Here is a 17,816-nt window from a genome sequence, read left to right on the forward strand (position 1 = left end):
TGCAACCAAAGGTTGCGAAAGGACGGGAGCGCGAGATGGAGTACGGCAGCATCGAGCGGGAGCTCTACATCGAAGCCACGCCCGAGGTGGTCTACGAGGTCGTCAGCAGGCCAGAACACCTCCGGGAGTGGTGGCCGGACGAAGCAGAGCTCAAGCCGGCGCCCGGCGCCACCGGGGTCATCTGGTTCGGCGACAGGGCCACACCGGACGCGAAGGCCGTGCCGCTCACGGTGATCGAGGCCGACCCGCCCCGGCGGTTCTCCTTCCGGTGGGTGTACGACGAGGCTGAGGCCGCGGAGTCGGCCAACTCGCTCCTGGTGACCTTCGAACTGGTCCCGTCGGGCGGGGGCACGCTGCTGCGCTTCAGCGAGGCGGGGTTCCGGGAGAAGGGCTGGGAGGCGGCCGTGCTCGAGGAGCAGTACCGCGAGCACGTCACCGGCTGGGACCACTTCCTGCCCCGCCTCGTCACGTACGTCGCCCGGCTGGTGTCGACGCCATGAGCGTCACCATCGACGACGAACTCTGGTCGGCGGTGGGGGACCCTACCCGGCGGCGGATGCTCGACCTGCTGCTGGCCGACAGCGGCGGGACGGCGACCACGCTCAGTGAGCAGCTACCGGTCACGCGGCAGGCGGTCGCCAAACACCTCGGCGTACTCCACCGGGTCGGACTGGTCCACGTCACACCGTCCGGACGTGAGCGCCTCTACGAGGTGGACGAGGCCCAACTCGCCCGCGCGGTCGCGCAACTGTCGTCGGTCGGGGCCCGCTGGGACGCCCGGCTGCATCGCATCAAGCGGATCGCCGAGGCGATCCAGCGCAGCCAAGAGGGATGACTCCTCACGACCGAACGCCGCCACATCCGATGCGGCGCTGATGAACCGCGCCCGAATGCGGGCGCCGACACGAGAAGAGGTATCGAGATGGTGGACATCCTGCACAGGATCGGAATCACGTCGTCTCCCGAGGCCGTCCACGCCGCCCTGACCACGGTCGACGGGCTGGCGAGCTGGTGGACGCAGGACACGGACGGCGACGGCGACGTCGGGGGAGTCCTCCGGTTCCGCTTCGAGGCCGGCGGTTTCGACATGAAGGTCCTGGAGGCTGAGCCCGCCGGGCGCGTGGTCTGGGAGGTCGTCGACGGCCCCGAGGAGTGGATCGGCACGCAGATCCGCTTCGAGCTCAAGCAGGAGGACGGCTTCACGATCGTGTTGTTCCGGCACGAAGGCTGGAAGGAGCCGGTGGAGTTCATGTACCACTGCAGCACCAAATGGGCGACGTTCCTGATGAGTCTCAAGAAGCTGGTCGAAACCGGCAAGGGAGAGCCCGCGCCGCACGACGTCAAGATCAGCAACTGGCACTAGCCCCCGCCAGGGCATCGGGCATCGGGCATTCAAGAGGCCTCGAACCCGGCCTGTACACCCGCCGCCCCCTCTCGTCTCGCCTCTCGGCGCGGGGAACCGCGCCGAGACGGGAACGAGGAGGGGCGGCGGGGGCGAAACACGCAGGTCAACCCACCGCCGTCAACGCCTCCCGCACAGCCACAAGATCCTGGTCGGACGCCAGCCCCGCGTGGTAAAGCCGCAGCTCCGTCGCCCCCAGCTCCGCCGCCCGCCCCGCGTCCTCGGCCAGCGTGACCGGACTGCCGCCCATCCCGGACACGATGCCGAAGTTGGCGGCCAGCACGGCGCCCTCCGACCCGGCCTCCGCGAAGGCCGGAAGCAGACCCGGTCCGCCCGCGCACGGCACGACGACACCGTCCGCCACGCCCAGGATGTGCGCGGGGTCGACCCCGGGGTTCGCCCCGCAGTGGTACGTCACCGGATCCGCGTGCAGCAGTACCTGGAACCCCTCGGGTGCGGCGGCCCGTACCGCCGTGACAGCCGCTTCCTGCAGCGAGCGCGCGATCGCGTCGCGCCACACCCGTGTACCCGCCGCCCGCTCCGCGCCGAGAAGTTTCTCCACGGCCGGCCAGCCCTCGTCGACGCCCTCGCCCCGCCACAACGGCTCCAGCGCCTCACGGACGGCCGCCGCCAGCGCGTCGGGGTCCTGCCCGGCCCCGGCGTAGCCGTCGCGGCAGGTCCCGCAGAAGCACAGCGACATCAGGTACTGCCCTGCGTCCCCGAGCCCGACCCCGCCCGTCTTGTCGTGGGCGTGGAGGTGGGAGATGCCGTACCAGCCGAGTGATTCCAGTTCCGTGCCGCGCGCGCCCGGCCGGACCGCCGCCTCCACCGCCAGATCGACGAGGTACTCACGCGTCGCCTCCTGCGCGACACACGGTGCCCACGGATAGCGGTCCCCGTACGCGTTGACCACGGAGGTCGAGGGATGCTCGGCGCCCATGCGCGAGTTGTGGGCGAGAACCACCCAGGTGTGCACCTCCAGACCGGCCGCCGCCAGAGCCTCGGCCGCCTCCCCGAACGCGTCGCCGGGCGCCCACTCCCCGGCCGCGTACGGCCGCAGCGTACGGCCCTCCCAACGCGCCCCCGGCGGATACAGCACGGCCGCGTGCTCGGCGGTGACGATGCGCTGCCGGGGGTGGCGGGGGGTGAGCGCGCGCGTGGAGTGGTACGCGGAGGCGAGCGTCACCTGCCGCACGCCCAGCCCCGCGATGCGCTCCGCGGCGGCCGGATCCCCGTTGACGTCCCAGGGGTAGACGAACGTCGACGCCTTCACTTGCCCTCCTCGTACTCCTCGTGCCTCGCGGACTCCGTGTGCTGTCAGGACTCCGCGAGCAGCGCGTAGCCGCGCTCGATCAACTGGCCCAGCTGCTTGACGTGTTCCGCCGCCGGCTCGTGCAGCGGCGGCCGGACCTCTCCCACGTCCAGCCCCCGTAGCCGTACCCCGGCCTTGACCAGCGACACGGCGTAGCCGCGTCCCTGGGCGCGGAGTTCGACGAAGGGGCGGTAGAACCCGTCGAGCAGCCGTTCCACGATCGCATCGTCTCCCGCGCCGATCGCCCGGTGAAACGCCAGGGCGATCTCCGGTACGAAGCAGAAGACGGCCGAGGAGTACAGGGGGACCCCGACGGCGCGGTAGGCGGGCTGGGTCAGTTCGGCGGTCGGCAGGCCGTTGAAGTAGAGGAAGTCGCCGGACCCCGGTACCTCGGCGCGCACCGCGCTCACGATCCGCTGCATCAGGTCGAGGTCGCCGACGCCGTCCTTGAGGCCGACAATCCCTTCCGTGCGGGCCAGTTCGACCACCGTCTCCGGCGTGAAGACGGCGTTGTCGCGCTGGTAGACGACGACGGGGAGGGAGGTGGCCGCGGCGAGTTGCCGGTAGTGCCGCAGGAGTCCTTCCTGGGCGGCCACGACGAGGTACGGCGGCATGGCGAGCAGCCCGTCGGCGCCGGCCTCCTCGGCGAGGCGCGCGTAGCGCACCGCGAGGGCGGTGCCGTAGCCCGCGCCGGCCACGACGGGCACCCGGCCGGCCGTCTCCACGACGGCCGCCCGTACGCATTCCTGGAACTCCTCGGGCGTGAGCGCGTGGAACTCGCCGGTGCCGCAGCAGGCGAAGACGGCGGCGGCCCCTGCCTCGACCCCCTGGCGGACGTGCGCGCGATAGGCGTCGAGGTCGATCGTGCCGTCCGGCCCGTACGCCGTGACGGGGAAGAACAGCGGTCCGCTGGGGACCCTGAGCCGGGCGGCGAGAGGGGCTGACGTCACGGGCTCTCCCATGTCCATGTCGCTGATCAGTGTTTACATTTCTGAACAGAAGCACGCTAAGGCGCCCCCTTGGGGCCGGTCAAGCCGGGTAACCCCCACCGCACCAGCGATTTCCCGCCGCCGCGTCACACTTGACGCACGGGACCCCCACTCCCTAGCGTGTCCACGAATGTGAATGCCGGACGCCCACGTGCACAGATGGCGATGCAAGGAGATCCGCGGATGCCCGCTCCCCGCACCGTTCTGCTCACCGGCGCCGCCGGTGGACTCGGTACCCTGATGCGGGAGCTGCTCCCGGCCCACGGCTACGCACTGCGTCTCCTGGACATGCTGCCCATCGAGGGCGAGCCGGACGCGATCACCGCCGACCTCGCCGACAAGGCGGCCCTGCGCGAGGCCGTGCGGGGCGTCGACGCGATCATCCACCTCGCGGGCATCTCCCTGGAAGCCTCCTTCGAGAAGATCCTGAAGGCGAACATCGAGGGGACGTACCACCTGTACGAGGCCGCCCACGAGGAGGGCGTGCGCCGTATCGTCTTCGCCTCCTCCAACCACGCGGTGGGCTACACACCCCGCCCGCAGGGGGAAGCACCCCTCGATCCGGGCGCGCTGATCCCGGTCGACACCCCGCACCGCCCGGACACCTTCTACGGCCTGTCCAAGTCCTTCGGCGAGGACCTGGCCCAGTTCTACTGGGACAAGCACGGCCTGGAGACGGTCTCCGTCCGCATCGGCTCCTGCTTCCCCGAGCCCACCAGCGTCCGCATGCTCTCGCTCTGGATGAGCCCGGCCGACGGCGCCCGCCTCTTCGACGCGGCCCTGACCGCCGAGCACGTCGGCCACACCGTCGTCTACGGTTCCTCCGCCAACACCCGCCTGTGGTGGGACCTCTCCACCGCCCGCGCGCTGGGCTACGAGCCGCAGGACGACTCCGAACCGTACGCCGAAAAGCTGATCGCCGAGCAGGGCGAGCTGGACCCCGGGAACGAGGCGCACGCCAATCTGGGCGGCCATTTCGTGAGCGACCCGCCGATCTGGCCGTACTGACGGGGGCACGGGTTCGTACGTCGTACGGGAAACGAGGGCCGTACGTCGTACGGAAGGAGCGGGCGGGCACCGAACGGGCCCGCCCGCTCCCGTATCCGGGCCCGCCCGCTGCCCGATCCCACGTCCGTCCCGGGTCCGCGACGGGCCGCGACGGGACACAGCCGTGCGAAACGGTCCGGGGCGGGCCTCATCAGTCGCGCAACAGGCCTGGTCGGCGCCGCGCACCCGCTGTAGAACTTGCGTCGAGGCCCCCACCGGGCCCGAACGGGCAGCACTACGGCGAGGGAGAGCGGGTGTCGGCCATGAGCGCGGAAGAGAGGCAACGCGAGATCGTCCGGGCCGCCCGCCGCACGGGTGCGGTCGACGTGGCCGAGCTGGCCGTCGAACTGGGCGTGGCGAAGGAGACCGTACGGCGTGATCTGCGCGCCCTGGAGGACCACGGGCTGGTCCGCCGTACGCACGGCGGGGCGTATCCCGTGGAGAGCGCCGGGTTCGAGACGACGCTCGCGTTCCGCGCGACCAGCCATGTGCCCGAGAAGCGCCGTATCGCGGCCGCGGCGGCCGAACTGCTCGGAGACGCGGAGACGGTCTTCGTCGACGAGGGCTTCACCCCGCAGCTCATCGCCGAGGCCCTCCCCCGGGACCGGCCGCTGACCGTGGTCACCGCCTCCCTCGCCACCGCGGGCGCGCTCGCCGAGGCCGGCACCACCACCGTGCTGCTGCTCGGCGGCCGGGTGCGCCCCGGCACCCTCGCGACCGTCGACCACTGGACGACGAAGATGCTGGCCGGTTTCGTCATCGACCTGGCGTACATCGGCGCCAACGGCATCACCCGCGACCACGGCCTCACCACCCCCGACCCGGCCGTCAGCGAGGTCAAGGCCCAGGCGATCCGCGCCTCCCGGCGCACGGTTTTCGCGGGCGTCCACACCAAGTTCGGCGCGGTCAGCTTCTGCCGGTTCGCCGAGGTGAGCGACCTGGACGCGATCGTCACGAGCACACTGCTGCCGACAGCGGAGGCCCACCGGTACGCGCTGCTGGGCCCCCAGGTCACCCGAGTCTGAAAGCCACCGATCCGCTCTGCCAAGGGTCGTACGGCGGGTGCGGGTGGGATGTGGTTGCTCGCGCAGTTCCCCGCGCCCCTGAAGACCACGGCCCTGCGGGCCGAAAAGCACGGGCGCAGCCCCTGCTTTTCAGGGGCGCGGGGCTGTATCGATATGCGGCTCCGCCCCGCGGGCGCGACCAGCCCCCACCCACCCGCACCCCCGAACGGCCCCCCGACCCACTCGGTAAGGGAACGGTAAAGCGGCCTGAATCGTTCACCCGGCATGACCGCTATGACCCCCGGCTCGAACATCCCGCTGCCCGCCCCCCGCGTCGCGGTGGACGTCGCCGCCCCGGTGCGGCTCGACGTATCGGGCCTGCTGCTCACCGCAGACGGCAAGGTGCGCTCGGACGACGACTTCATCTTCTACAACCAGCCGACCGGCCCGGGCGTGACGTACCGCTCCGGCGGCGGTACGACCCCCGACTCGATCACGGTGGACACGACGGCCGTCCCCCCCGGCATCGAGAAGATCGTCGTCACGGCGAGCCCGGACGCGGCGGGCCAGACATTCCAGGGCGTCGAACCGACGGCGACGATCCGCAACGCGGCGGACGGCTCGGTGATCGCCACGTTCACCCCGCCGCAGTTGAGCACGGAGACGGCCGTGGTGATCGTGGAGATCTATCTGCGCAACGGCGCGTGGAAGGCCCGCGCGGTCGGCCAGGGGTATGCGAACGGCCTCGCGGGCATCGCGACGGACTTCGGCGTCACGGTGGAGGAACCCGCCCCGGCCCCGGCACAGACCACTCCCGTCGCCCCGCCCGTCCCCACCATGCAGCCCCCTGTGGCCCCGCCGGCCCCGCCCCTGGACCCGCGTGTCACGGCGCCCCCGGCCCCCGCCGCCCCTCCGGCCGCACCCGCGGCCCCCGCACCCGGCGCCGGGAAGATCAACCTGGACAAGGGCCGCGTCAGCCTCCAGAAGAACCAGACGGTCTCCCTGGTCAAGGGCGGCCGCCCGCTGCTCTCCCAGGTCAAGATGGGCCTCGGCTGGGAGCCGGCGTACCGGGGCAAGGACATCGACCTGGACGCGTCGGTCATCGCGTACGGCCCGCAGCGCAACCACATCGACAGCTGCTACTTCGGCAAGCTCTCCATCGTCAACGGCGCCATCAAGCACTCCGGTGACAACCTCACCGGCGAGGGCGGCGGGGACGACGAGGTGATCGTGGTCGATCTCGGGCGCCTCCCCCAGGAGGTCACCGGCCTGGTCTTCACGGTCAACTCCTTCTCCGGCCAGAAGTTCACCGAGGTCGCCAAGGCCTACTGCCGCCTCCTCGACGCCGCCACCGGCGAAGAACTGGTCCGCTTCGACCTCACCAGCGCCGAGGCCCAGACCGGCGTCATGATGGCCAAGCTGATCAAGCAGTTCTCCGGCGAGTGGGAGATGACCGCGATGGGCGACTTCGTGAAGTCCCGCACGGTCAGGGGAATGGTGAAGCCGGCGGCCCAGTCACTCTGAGGCACACATACGCAACGCCGGGCGCCCCCGAGGAGGGGCGCCCGGCGCGTGCCCGACCGACCGGGAGGACAACAGGACGCAGACGCGCCGCGCCTCCCGTTCATCGGCATCGGGCGAGTCCGCTGCCGGAGCCGGTGGCGAGCCGGGTCAGCCCCGGAGCAGCGCCTCCGACCTCACTCGATCACCCCGCTGTACGCGTTCAGCGCGGGCTGCCCGCCGAGGTGGGCGTACAGCACGGTGGACTCCGTCCCGATCTCACCGCGCTCGATCAGGTCGATCATCCCGGCCATCGACTTCCCCTCGTACACGGGGTCGGTGATCATGCCCTCGGTGCGCGCGGCGAGCTGCATCGCCACGAGGGTGGCGTCGTCCGGGACGCCGTAGATCCCCCCGTGGTAGCGCTCGTCCAGCTCGACATCGGCCACCGTCAACTCACCCTTGACACCGATGAGTTGCCCGGTGTTCTGCGCGATACGGGCGATCTGCTCACGCGTGGCGGTCGGCTTCGCCGAGGCGTCGATGCCGAGCACCCGGCGCGGCCGTCCGCCCGCCTCCTCCAGCGCGGCGAACCCGGCGACCATGCCCGCCTGGGTCGATCCGGTCACCGAGCACACGATCACCGTGTCGAAGAAGACGCCCAACTCCCGCTCCTGGTCGGCGACTTCGTACGCCCAGCCGGCGAAGCCGAGGCCGCCGAGGGGGTGGTCGGAGGCGCCGGCCGGGATGGCGTACGGCTTGCCGCCGTTCTCCTCGACCTCCCTGAGCGCCAGTTCCCAGCTCTCCTTGAAGCCGATGCCGAAGCCGGCCCGGACAAGCCGTACGTCGGCGCCGGCCAGGCGGCTGATCAGGATGTTGCCGACCTTGTCGTAGACGGCGTCGGGCCAGTCGACCCAGCTCTCCTGGACAAGAACGCACTTGAGCCCGGCGCGGGCGGCGACGGCGGCGACCTGGCGGGTGTGGTTGGACTGCACGCCACCGATGGAGACGAGGGTGTCGCAGCCCTGGGCGAGCGCGTCCGCGACGAGGTACTCCAGCTTGCGGGTCTTGTTGCCGCCGTACGCGATACCGGAGTTGCAGTCCTCGCGCTTGGCCCAGACCGAGGCGCCGCCGAGGTGGGCGGTGAGGCGCTCCAGCGGGTGGACCGGTGAGGGACCGAAGAGGAGCGGGTAGCGCTCGAAGGAAGAAAGGGACACGTCGGGTCCTCCCGGGGTGGAGTGGGTCAGTGGTCCGCTTCGAGGACGGCCTCGTCCACGGCCTCGGCGCCGGGTTCCTCGACGGCCTCGTCGGCGGATTCGTCGGCGCGCTCGTCGACGAGCGCGGCCAGGCCGCGCCAGATCTCCGCCGTGACCCGGACCGCCTCGTCCGTGTCACCGGCCGCGCAGGCCTCGATCAGCTGCTCGTGCAGTCCGGCCGAGCGGCAGTTGCCGCCCTCACCGAAGCGACGTCGCTCCAGCCGGCGGATGAGCGGGGTGTAGCGGGCGATGGTGGCGGCGGCCGCGCGGTTGCCGCTCACCCGGACCAGGACGTCGTGCAGTTCGTCGTCGGCGACCAGGGCGGCGTCGACGTCGCCCGCGTGGACGGCCGCCGCGAACCGCTCGTTGGCCGAGCGCATCGTCTCGACGTCCGCCGCGAACAGCCGGGGTACGGCGACCCGGGTGGCCAGCTCGTGCATGGCGCCGACCACGGCCGCCGCGTCCCGCACATCGGCGGCGACGACGGCCGTGACCCGCGTGTAGCTCTGCGGTTTGCTCTCCAGGAGCCCCTCGTCCACCAGCCGCGAGAACGCCTCCCGCACCGGCGCCCGCGACAGCCCCAGCAGCTCGGCGAACTCGGCGTCGCGCACCACCGCACCGGGCTCGATCTCCCCGGCCACGATGGCGTCCCGGATGGCTTGGTAGGCGCGGTCCCTGAGCAGGGTGCGGCTCACCGGTCGTATGGCCTCCATGGACTGACATGTTAGATGTCAGCAGAGCCCCCGAACAAGAGTGTGGCCCGTACCCCCACTGGGATACGGGCCACACTCACCGCCGGACGACAGTCGCCGGCGTTCTTCAACCGAGTTCTTCAACCGACCCACGGCCAGTCGGCGTCCCGCGCCGCCTCGAGCAGCGGGACCATCCGGAAAGCCGCGTCCGAAAGGCCGCCGAAGGTGTGGCGGTTCGCCTTTCCGGAAGGGCCGTGGCCCGCCCGGTACCCGGCGAGGTTCCAGGTGTAGACCGGTACGTCGACCGGGACCCGCGCGGTCGGGTCGCCGTAGTGGCTGTACGTCGCCTGCTCGTCCGTGACGATCAGCACCCGGTCGTGCGTCCGGTAGTGCCGGCGGACGGCCTCGGTCGTGTCGGTGCCGCCCAGGTCGCCGAACCGGCCGATGACCTTCAGCACCGACTCGCCCTTGCGGAACTCCACCGGCTTGCTCGTGCTCCCGAACTCGACGAGATCCGCGTCCGCCGCCCGCAGCGCGAGCGCCGTGCCGAAGATCGCCGCCGCGTCGGCGTACGTGAGCGACGAGCGGTCGGTCAGCCGCGAGTAGAACATCGAGCCCGAGCGGTCGACCAGGACCAGGGTCCGGCCGGGCAGCGCGGGCACGTTGGCCAGCGAGTGGCCGAGCGCCTGCTCCAACGGGTACGCCCAGCGCAGCGAGGGCGCGTGCCGGTACGCCGAGAGGTAGCGGAACGGGAACTGCCGCGACCGTGCCACCTCCGCCGGGTCGCTGATCCGGGCAGCCACCTGGGCCGCGACCTCGTCCGAGACGCCCGCCTCGTCGAAGTTCCGCAGGTTCCTCGTCAGGGCCATGGCACCCATGGACGGGATGACGGCCTCCCAGGCCGCCTTGTCCATCGGCCCCTGCAGCCAGCCCGCCAGCGCCTCCCAGGTGATGCCCGCGTCGGCGAGCCGCCGCGCGCCGCCCGCGCCGGTGACGACCCGGCGCCGCTTCGCCGGCCGCAGCGCCATCAGGTCACGATGGGCCGCGAGCACGGGCAGCGACCTGGGCACCACCGCCGTGTCCGGGTTGTGGCGCCGGTCGAGGGCGTACTGGAACAGGTCCCCCTGCCACGGCTTGTCCGGGTCCGGCGCCGCGTGCACCAGGTTCAGGATGTCGCCGAAGCGGTAGCCCTTGGACGCCGTGTCGTACTTCAGCAGCGACTTGGCGCTGTAGAGCCGTCGTACGGCGTCGGCGACGCCCCGCTTCACCGGCTTGGGGATGTTGCGGCCGTACCGCGAGGTCCAGTAGGCGAGCAGCTCGCCGGGCTCGTCCGGGCGCCGCAGCACCGAGTCGATGACCTGACGGTTGGTGGGTCCGTCGGTGGCCCCCGCGTCGAGCCGTGCCTTCACGTACTCGGCGGCGCCCACGATCGAGGCCGTACGGAGGTTGCCCTCGCCGCGCAGCCAGCCGAGCAGGCCGGCCGTCCACGCCGGGTCGGTGACGGCGAGCCGGCGTACGAGCGCGGCGAACCGGTCGTCCCGGCCCTCGCCGCTCTCGTAGAAGGTCTTCTGCGCGACGAAGTTGGCGATCGACAGCAGGAACAGTTCCGAGCGCTCGTCCCGCTCACGGCCTCGGCCGCCCTCGTACGTACGGAGCACGCGCCCCGTCGAGGTGACCCGCGAGGTGGGCTGCGCCTTGGTGGCCTTCGTGTTGAATCGCGCCATGATGAATTCCCCCGAATTCGCCAGCACTTCGTGCGTGGAATGGTTGTTTCGGAGGGAGGCGCAGCAAAAGGAGGGTGCCCGAGGTCGAAATCGGCGAAGGTTGCTTATAACTGGCGCGTCTTCCGTTCCGCCACACCGACCAGAAGTCGATGACGGGATTCGAACCCGCACGAGGAGTCATCCCCACCAGTTCCCGAAGTATCCGCTGCCTGCGCACCGGGCACCCACCATCTGCTGCACCTCCCCGAGATCAGACATCGCACCGGGAGGTGCATGAAGTTTTGGGTGTCCAGAGATCGAAGCCGGCGGAACCGACGTAGGTGCTCTAACCCCTGAGCTACACCGGCGCGTTGTACCGGTGGCGGGACTCGAACCCGCGGCCGCCCCATTATGAGTGGAAGTAGGTCCTGCCTTCGCACCTGGACAAGAAAGACTCTAGGAGGCGAACCGCGGGTCGAGCGAACGAATTAAATCGAGGGGTACGGCTTCGAGGTTCAGCCGCGCTTCTGCCGCTTCCACGGACCCGTGATGGCGAGCAGGATGCCCGGCTTCTGGATGTTGGCGTACAGGGTCTTGCCGTCGGGCGAGAAGGTGACGCCGCAGAACTCGGCGTAGTCGGGCTCCTCTTCGGTGCCGACGTTGAGGTCGTTGCGGGCGATGGGGTACGTACGGCCGCTGTCGGTCGCGCCGAAGAGGTGCGAGACGCCTTCGCCGTCCTCGGCGAGGATGATGCCGCCGTACGGGGAGACGGTGATGTTGTCGGGGCCGTCGAAGGCGCCGTCGACGGACGGGTCGGGGTTGACGCCGAGCAGGACCTTCAGCGTCAGGGTGCGGCGCTTGGGGTCGTAGAACCAGACCTGGCCGTCGTGCGCGGCGCCGGGGCTCTCCGCACGGGCGTACGAGGAGACGATGTACGCGCCGCCGTCGCCCCACCACATGCCCTCCAGCTTGCGGGCGCGGGTGATCTCGCCGGTGCCGAACTGCTTGCGGACGGCGACGGTCTTCGCGTCGCGGTCGGGGACGTCGACCCAGTCGACGCCGTAGACCGTGCCGATCTTCGTGGCGCGGGAGAGGTCGTCGACGAACTTGCCGCCGGAGTCGAAGCACTTGGGCGCCTGGAGGACACCCGCGTCGTCGGCGAGCTCACGGAACTTGCGGGGGCCGTACTCGAAGCCCTTCGGCGGGGTCCAGCGGAAGAAGAGGCCGTTGGGGTTCGAGGCGTCCTCGGTGAGGTAGGCGTGGCCGCGCCTGGGGTCGATGACGACGGCCTCGTGGTCGTAGCGGCCGAAGAACTTCAGCGGCTTGGGGTCACGGTTGGCGCGACGGTCGATGGGGTCGACCTCGAAGACGTAGCCGTGGTCCTTGGTCATGCCGTTGACGCCGGCCTTGTCGGAGTTCTCCTCACAGGTCAGCCAGGTGCCCCACGGGGTGCTGCCGCCCGCGCAGTTGGTGGAGGTGCCGGCGATGCCGACCCACTCGGCGACCTGGCCGTCGCGGCGGACCTCGACGACCGTGCAGCCGCCGGACGCGGCCGGGTCGTAGACGAGGCCCTCGGCGAGCGGCACCGGGTACTGCCAGTTGGCCCGGGGGCCCTTCAGCTCGTGGTTGTTGACGAGGAGGGTGGCGCCGCGCGGGCCGGCGAAGGTGGCCGTACCGTCGTGGTTGGAGGGCGTGTACTCGCCCGACTCCAGCTTGGTCCTGCCGCTGTACGTGATGACGCGGTACTTGAACCCGGCGGGCAGCGCCAGGATGCCGTCGGGGTCGGGAACGAGCGGCCCGTATCCGACTCCACTGTGGCGGTCCGCCCCGCCCTCGGTGGTGCTGTCGGTCGTGCCGTCGTTGTCGGTCTCCGTGTCCGTCGACGCGAGGGCGTTCGGCGCGGTGGCGAGTGCGCCTACGCTGCCGGCCAGAGCGACACCGGCCCCGGTGGCCGCGGATCGTCTGGCGAAGTCCCTGCGGGTGAGCGACATGCTGTCTCCTGCGTGCGGTGGATGACCGTGGGGGGGCGGACCCGTGTTACGCGCCCGAACTGTCCCGTCCACGGCTGAACACGGGTTGAACGGGGGGCGAAGCGCGCCCCTACGCTTCGATGAACCCGTCATGGGGCTGTGCCCCTTCGACCCCTTGGCGCATGAGAACTCGGGTGGATCAGGTTGTGGAGCGGGTGCGGGTGAGTGGGGGCTGGTCGCGCAGTTCCCCGCGCCCCTGAAAAGCAGGGGCTGCGCCCCGTGCTTTTCGGCCCGCAGGGCCGTGTCTTTCAGGGGCGCGGGGAACTGTGCGAGCAACCACAACCCACCCGCACCCGCCACAACCGCAGCACAACCCGAGCTACTGGGCGCCCTACGTCACTCAGCCCGTTGCGATCGCGCCTTGAACGCCGCCTTACGAGCCTCCTTGGCCACCCTCTTGTCGGGATGGATCCGCCCCATCGCCTCCAACACATCGGCCGTGGCCGGATGGTCCACCCGCCAGGCGGCCGCGAAGAACCCGCCGTGCTGCGCCGCCAGCCCCTCCACCAGCGCCCGCAGCTCCGCGGAGTTCCCTTCGGCCGCCAGCTGCGCGGCGACCGTGTCGATGGTCAGCCAGAAGACCATGGCCTCCGACGGCGCGGGCACGTCCGAGGCACCCCGCTCGGCCAGCCAGACGCGCGCGAGCCCGCCCAGCTCGGGATCGTCGAGAACCTCGCGCAGCGCGGGCTCGGCCACGGGCCCGACCAGGGACAGCGCCTGCTGGCAGCGCAGCCGCCGCAGTGGCGCGCCCGGGTCGGAGCCGCGCGCGGCCGCGAGCAGCTCGCGGGCCGCGTCCAGCGACTCCCGGCGGGCAAGCCACTGTTCGGTCTCGGCGTGGGCCGCCGCCGGCGGGAACCCGGCGGTGCCGTCCAGCAGCGTGTCCGCGCCCTTGTCGGCGAGGGCCCCGACCACGGGCGCGGAAATGCCCGCCTCCTGGAGCCGCGCCCGCATCCCGTACAGCCCGAGCGGGGTGAGCCGCACCATGCCGTACCGGGTGACATCGGTGTCGTCGACGCCCCGAGCCCCCGGCCCCTCGGCGGCCGCGGCTTCCTCCGCGTCCGTCATCAGCGCCTCGTCCACGGGCTGGTACTCCACCAGCCCGACCGGCTCCAGCGCCCGGAACTGGTCGTCGAGCCGCATCATCGCGTCCGACACCTGTTCCAGCACGTCGTTGGTGGGCTCCCCCATGTCGTCGGGGATGATCATCGACGCGGCGAGCGCGGGCAACGGCACCGGCCCGTCGGCGGGGCCGCCCTCGCCGACGGTGAGGAGGTACAGGTTGCCGAGCACCCCGTCGAGGAACTCCGCCTCGGCGTCGGGGTCCCAGCCCAGCTCGGAGAAGTCGATCTCGCCACCGGGGTCCATGGCGCCGACGAGGCCGTCGAGGTCGGGCACGCTCGCGTCGGCGAGCGCGCTTTCCAGGGCCGTGAGCCAGATGCCGAGCACGTCCTGCGGGCCGCCGGAGGTGAGGAGCGCGAGGTCCTCGCCCGTGACGACCGTCCCCTCCTCCCCCTCATCCGGGTTCACGATCTCGACGAGCCCGGTGTCCACGGCCACCCGCCAGGCCTCGCCGGCCGAGGCCGCCGCGTCGTCGCCGTCGACCCCCTCCCCGGTGAGCCCGAGCGCCTCGGCGGCCGCGGGCAGCTGCTCGTCGACGAGATCGCCACCGGCGCCCACACGCGTGTCGGGCCCGGCCCAGCGGGCGAGCCGCGCGGCGCGCGAGAGCAGCGGTGTGGCGAGCGCTTCCCGCGCCAGCTCCGCTTCGGGGAGAAGCCGCACCGGCGGCAGTGGCGAGCTGTCTGACATCGGCGGAGTTCTCCTCGGAAACGAGCGGTGACGAGCATGACGAGCGTGACGAGCACTTCAGGGTGGCGCTCCGGTACAGGTGGCACCCGTGCGCGATTCGCCTACGCGTACGTGCACAGGTACGAGCGGAACACGGCATCCGATCACGGCGGAACGCGGGGTCCGATCACACGCGGCACCCGTACAAGTACGCAGCCGCTCAGCCTAGACGGATTTCCACCCATGCCGCCCGGTTCATGTACCTGCCAGGAGTGGGACATGGCTGAAACCTTGACAACTACCCTGACCAGGCAGGAGATTGACGCGCGTAGAAACTCACGGGTAGCTCTGGAGTGATTCCGGGGCCGCCCACAGACGCGACCACCGCCGTTCGTCGAAGATCGTCGGAGTTCTACGCGCGTCGCACCGCCCCACCGGTCGCAGGCCACCCCCCGTCCACCCTCGTCCCGGCGCCCACGTACGTCCCCGGAGGGATCCCCTTGCCCAGCAAGAGAACCGCGCGCATCGGCGCGCTGACCGTCGCCACCATCTGCTCCACGGTGTCCGCCGTGGTCCTGACCTCGCCCGCCGAGGCGGACTCCCTACGCATCCACGACATCCAGGGCACGACCCGGACGTCCCCCCTCGCCGGTCAGCAGGTGACCGGAGTCGAGGGCGTCGTCACGGGCGTACGCACCTACGGTTCGCGCGGCTTCTGGATCCAGGACCCCCAGGCGGACGCCGACCCGGCCACGAGCGAGGGCGTTTTCGTCTTCACCAGCTCCCGGCCGACGGTCTCGGTGGGCGACGCGGTGACGGTCTCGGGCACGGTCTCCGAGTTCGTGCCGGGCGGCACTTCGTCCGGAAACCAGTCCGTGACACAGATCACCCGCCCGACGATCACGGTGGTCTCCACGGGCAACGCCGTCCCGGCCGCGAAGGTCATCGACGCCGAGTCGGTGCCGGGCAGGTACGCCCCGGCAGGCGACACCGCCGACGGCGGCTCGATCGACGGCCTCACGCTCGCGCCGGCCACGTACGCCCTGGACTTCTACGAGTCCGTGGAGGGCATGAACGTCCAGGTCGCCGACACCCGTGTGGTGGGCGCCACCGACCCGTTCACCGAGCTGTGGGTGACGGTGAAGCCCCGGGAGAACGCCAACCGCCGCGGCGGCACGGTGTACGGCTCCTACACCTCGCAGAACACCGGCCGGCTGCAGATCCAGTCGCTGGGCGCGGTCGCCGACTTCCCGAAGGCGAACGTCGGTGACGTGCTGAAGGGCACCACGACCGGCCCGCTGGACTACAACCAGTTCGGCGGCTACACGCTCGTCGCCAACAAGATCGCCACCCTGCAGCAGGGCGGCCTGGAGCGCGAGACGACCCGCAAGCAGGCGCGCGGCGAACTCGCGGTGGCGACGTACAACGTCGAGAACCTGGACCCGTCGGACGCCTCCTTCGCGGACCACGCGGCCGCGATCGTGCACAACCTCCAGTCGCCGGACATCGTGACGCTGGAGGAGATCCAGGACAACAACGGCGCCACCAACGACGGTACGGTCGCCGCCGACCAGACGGTGAAGAAGCTGGTCGACGCGATCGCGGCGGCGGGCGGCCCGGCGTACGACTGGCGGTCCATCGACCCGGTGAACCTCGCGGACGGCGGCGAGCCCGGCGGCAACATCCGTCAGGTCTTCCTCTTCAACCCGGAGCGGGTCTCCTTCACGGACCGCGCGGGCGGTGACGCCGCGACCGCCGTCGGCGTGACGAAGTCCTACGGCAAGGCGCGACTGACGGTGTCCCCCGGCCGTATCGACCCGGCGAACGCCGCCTGGACGAACAGCCGCAAGCCGCTCGTCGGCGAGTTCTCCTTCCGCGGCAAGCCCGTCTTCGTGATCGCGAACCACTTCGCCTCCAAGGGCGGCGACCAGTCGCTGCACTCGGAGTTCCAGCCGCCGAAGCGAAGCTCGGAGACCCAGCGCCACCTGCAGGCGACCGCCGTGAACACCTTCGTCAAGGAGATCCTGGCAAAGGACAAGAACGCGGACGTGATCACCCTCGGCGACATCAACGACTTCGAGTTCTCCGACACCGCCGAGCTGCTGGAGGACGACGGCGCCCTGTGGTCGGCGTTCAAGTCGCTGCCGAAGAGCGAGCGTTACTCGTACGTCTTCCAGGGCAACGCCCAGGTCCTCGACCAGATCCTGATCAGCCCCTCGATCCGGCGCTCCTGCGAGTTCACGTACGACAGCGTGCACATCAACGCGGAGTTCAACGACCAGATCAGCGACCACGACCCGCAGGTGCTGCGGTTCCGGCCGTAGCACCCGCCCGAAGGTCTCAGGGCCGGCTGAACACCCCGTTCAGCCAGCCCTGCCAGGCCGTCTCGTCCGCCTCGGCGTCGGCGCCCGGCGCGAAGTCGTGGACGCTCATACCGACGCGGTGGCCCCAGTGGTTGCGGCCGAAGAAGCGGATGAGGGCGTCGTCGGTGCGCAGGCCGATGAAGTACGGGTCGCGGTAGTCGACCACGGCATCGAGGAGCTGCCCCTCGGGGCCCTCGGCCTGGACGCGTGCCCCTTCGGCGGTGTCGTCCGCGAGGCCGAGCGCCCGCCCGACCGTGGTGAGCGCGTCGGCGCCCCCGGACGTCTCGGGCCCGTCGAAGGTGGCGAACGCGGTGATCGTCCGGCCCTCGAAGCGGGTCAGGTACTGGCGCAGGGTGTGCAGATAGAAGTCGGTGTGCTTGGCGGCGCCGTCGTACTGGTTGTCCCAGTCGTCGACGAAGACGCCGCTGTGCACGTACCGCACCCAGGCGCGCCGGCCGTCGTCGCGCGGTTCGATCGTGTAGTCGAGCTGGTTGACGGTCTGCTCGGAGATCCCCTCGACGTCCTCGACCCGGTTGGTGTACCGGTGCGGCGGATCCCATGCGGTGACCTCTGAGCCGAACGGACCCTTGCCGCCGACATGCGGCTCGGGCGCCTCCATCGGCCACAGCCAGCCGCCGGTACCGCTGGTGACGGCCTCCCACACCTGCTCGGGCGTGGCGTCGACCTCGAACTCGCGGGCGATCTCGAATTCCTTGGACATGACGTGCTCCTC

At 71.0% G+C, this 17,816-nt stretch carries 15 protein-coding genes; 7 read left to right on the top strand and 8 right to left on the bottom strand.

The window, feature by feature from the left end:
- Positions 1-35: 35 nt before the first annotated feature.
- The 3 genes from JIX55_RS12855 to JIX55_RS12865 all read left to right on the top strand — a co-directional run bounded on the left by JIX55_RS12855 (position 36) and on the right by JIX55_RS12865 (position 1,363).
- Entirely contained in the window at positions 36-500 is a 465-nt protein-coding gene (locus JIX55_RS12855) for an SRPBCC domain-containing protein (RefSeq protein ID WP_257563437.1), read from the top strand.
- Positions 497-835, top strand: coding sequence for an ArsR/SmtB family transcription factor (locus JIX55_RS12860; protein WP_257563438.1), 339 nt, complete (start codon positions 497-499; stop codon positions 833-835). The genes JIX55_RS12855 and JIX55_RS12860 overlap by 4 nt, the downstream gene beginning before the upstream one ends.
- Positions 836-922: 87 nt before the next feature.
- Positions 923-1,363 carry an SRPBCC family protein gene (locus JIX55_RS12865; RefSeq protein ID WP_257563439.1) on the top strand — a complete coding sequence of 147 codons (441 nt, stop codon included), beginning with the start codon at positions 923-925 and terminating at the stop codon, positions 1,361-1,363.
- A 145-nt stretch (positions 1,364-1,508) separates the two neighbouring features.
- Here JIX55_RS12865 and JIX55_RS12870 read toward each other — a convergent pair whose 3' ends face one another.
- Together JIX55_RS12870 and JIX55_RS12875 are read right to left on the bottom strand one after the other, a co-directional pair.
- The gene (locus tag JIX55_RS12870) at positions 1,509-2,675 is read right to left on the bottom strand and encodes a hypothetical protein (RefSeq protein WP_257563440.1); all 1,167 of its coding nucleotides are present in this window, start codon (positions 2,673-2,675) and stop codon (positions 1,509-1,511) included.
- Between the two features lie 44 nt (positions 2,676-2,719).
- Positions 2,720-3,664, bottom strand: a complete 945-nt coding sequence (locus tag JIX55_RS12875; RefSeq protein WP_257563441.1) for a 5-dehydro-4-deoxyglucarate dehydratase — start codon at positions 3,662-3,664, stop codon at positions 2,720-2,722.
- A gap of 222 nt (positions 3,665-3,886) precedes the next feature.
- Between JIX55_RS12875 and JIX55_RS12880 the strand changes: the two genes are divergently transcribed.
- The 3 genes from JIX55_RS12880 (at position 3,887) to JIX55_RS12890 (ending at position 7,278) form a co-directional block, all read left to right on the top strand.
- Positions 3,887-4,711 (top strand): NAD-dependent epimerase/dehydratase family protein, encoded by an 825-nt coding sequence (locus tag JIX55_RS12880; RefSeq protein WP_257563442.1) that lies wholly within the window; start codon positions 3,887-3,889, stop codon positions 4,709-4,711.
- 302 nt (positions 4,712-5,013) lie between these two features.
- Positions 5,014-5,775: a DeoR/GlpR family DNA-binding transcription regulator gene (locus tag JIX55_RS12885; protein ID WP_257563443.1), complete on the top strand. Its 762-nt coding sequence runs from the start codon at positions 5,014-5,016 to the stop codon at positions 5,773-5,775.
- Between the two features lie 273 nt (positions 5,776-6,048).
- Positions 6,049-7,278 carry a TerD family protein gene (locus tag JIX55_RS12890; RefSeq protein ID WP_257569315.1) on the top strand — a complete coding sequence of 410 codons (1,230 nt, stop codon included), beginning with the start codon at positions 6,049-6,051 and terminating at the stop codon, positions 7,276-7,278.
- A gap of 173 nt (positions 7,279-7,451) precedes the next feature.
- On the opposite strand, the gene JIX55_RS12895 is transcribed toward JIX55_RS12890, so the two are convergent.
- The 5 genes from JIX55_RS12895 to JIX55_RS12915 form a co-directional block, all read right to left on the bottom strand.
- Positions 7,452-8,471 (bottom strand): 1-aminocyclopropane-1-carboxylate deaminase, encoded by a 1,020-nt coding sequence (locus JIX55_RS12895; protein WP_257563444.1) that lies wholly within the window; start codon positions 8,469-8,471, stop codon positions 7,452-7,454.
- 26 nt (positions 8,472-8,497) lie between these two features.
- Entirely contained in the window at positions 8,498-9,223 is a 726-nt protein-coding gene (locus tag JIX55_RS12900) for a GntR family transcriptional regulator (RefSeq protein WP_257563445.1), read from the bottom strand.
- 119 nt (positions 9,224-9,342) lie between these two features.
- Entirely contained in the window at positions 9,343-10,926 is a 1,584-nt protein-coding gene (locus JIX55_RS12905) for a TROVE domain-containing protein (protein WP_257563446.1), read from the bottom strand.
- Between the two features lie 494 nt (positions 10,927-11,420).
- Positions 11,421-12,896, bottom strand: a complete 1,476-nt coding sequence (locus JIX55_RS12910; protein ID WP_257563447.1) for a PhoX family protein — start codon at positions 12,894-12,896, stop codon at positions 11,421-11,423.
- A gap of 375 nt (positions 12,897-13,271) precedes the next feature.
- A complete protein-coding gene (locus JIX55_RS12915; RefSeq protein ID WP_257563448.1) occupies positions 13,272-14,741 on the bottom strand; it encodes a hypothetical protein in 1,470 nt (489 codons plus the stop codon).
- A 479-nt stretch (positions 14,742-15,220) separates the two neighbouring features.
- On the opposite strand from JIX55_RS12915, the gene JIX55_RS12920 reads away from it, so the two are divergent.
- Complete coding sequence (locus tag JIX55_RS12920) at positions 15,221-17,044, top strand: endonuclease/exonuclease/phosphatase family protein (RefSeq protein WP_257563449.1); 1,824 nt, start codon at positions 15,221-15,223, stop codon at positions 17,042-17,044.
- Positions 17,045-17,060: 16 nt separating this feature from the next.
- On the opposite strand, the gene JIX55_RS12925 is transcribed toward JIX55_RS12920, so the two are convergent.
- A complete protein-coding gene (locus JIX55_RS12925) occupies positions 17,061-17,804 on the bottom strand; it encodes an SRPBCC family protein (protein WP_257563450.1) in 744 nt (247 codons plus the stop codon).
- Positions 17,805-17,816: the final 12 nt, after the last annotated feature.

The organism is Streptomyces sp. DSM 40750 (genome assembly GCF_024612035.1).
Taxonomy (GTDB): domain Bacteria; phylum Actinomycetota; class Actinomycetes; order Streptomycetales; family Streptomycetaceae; genus Streptomyces.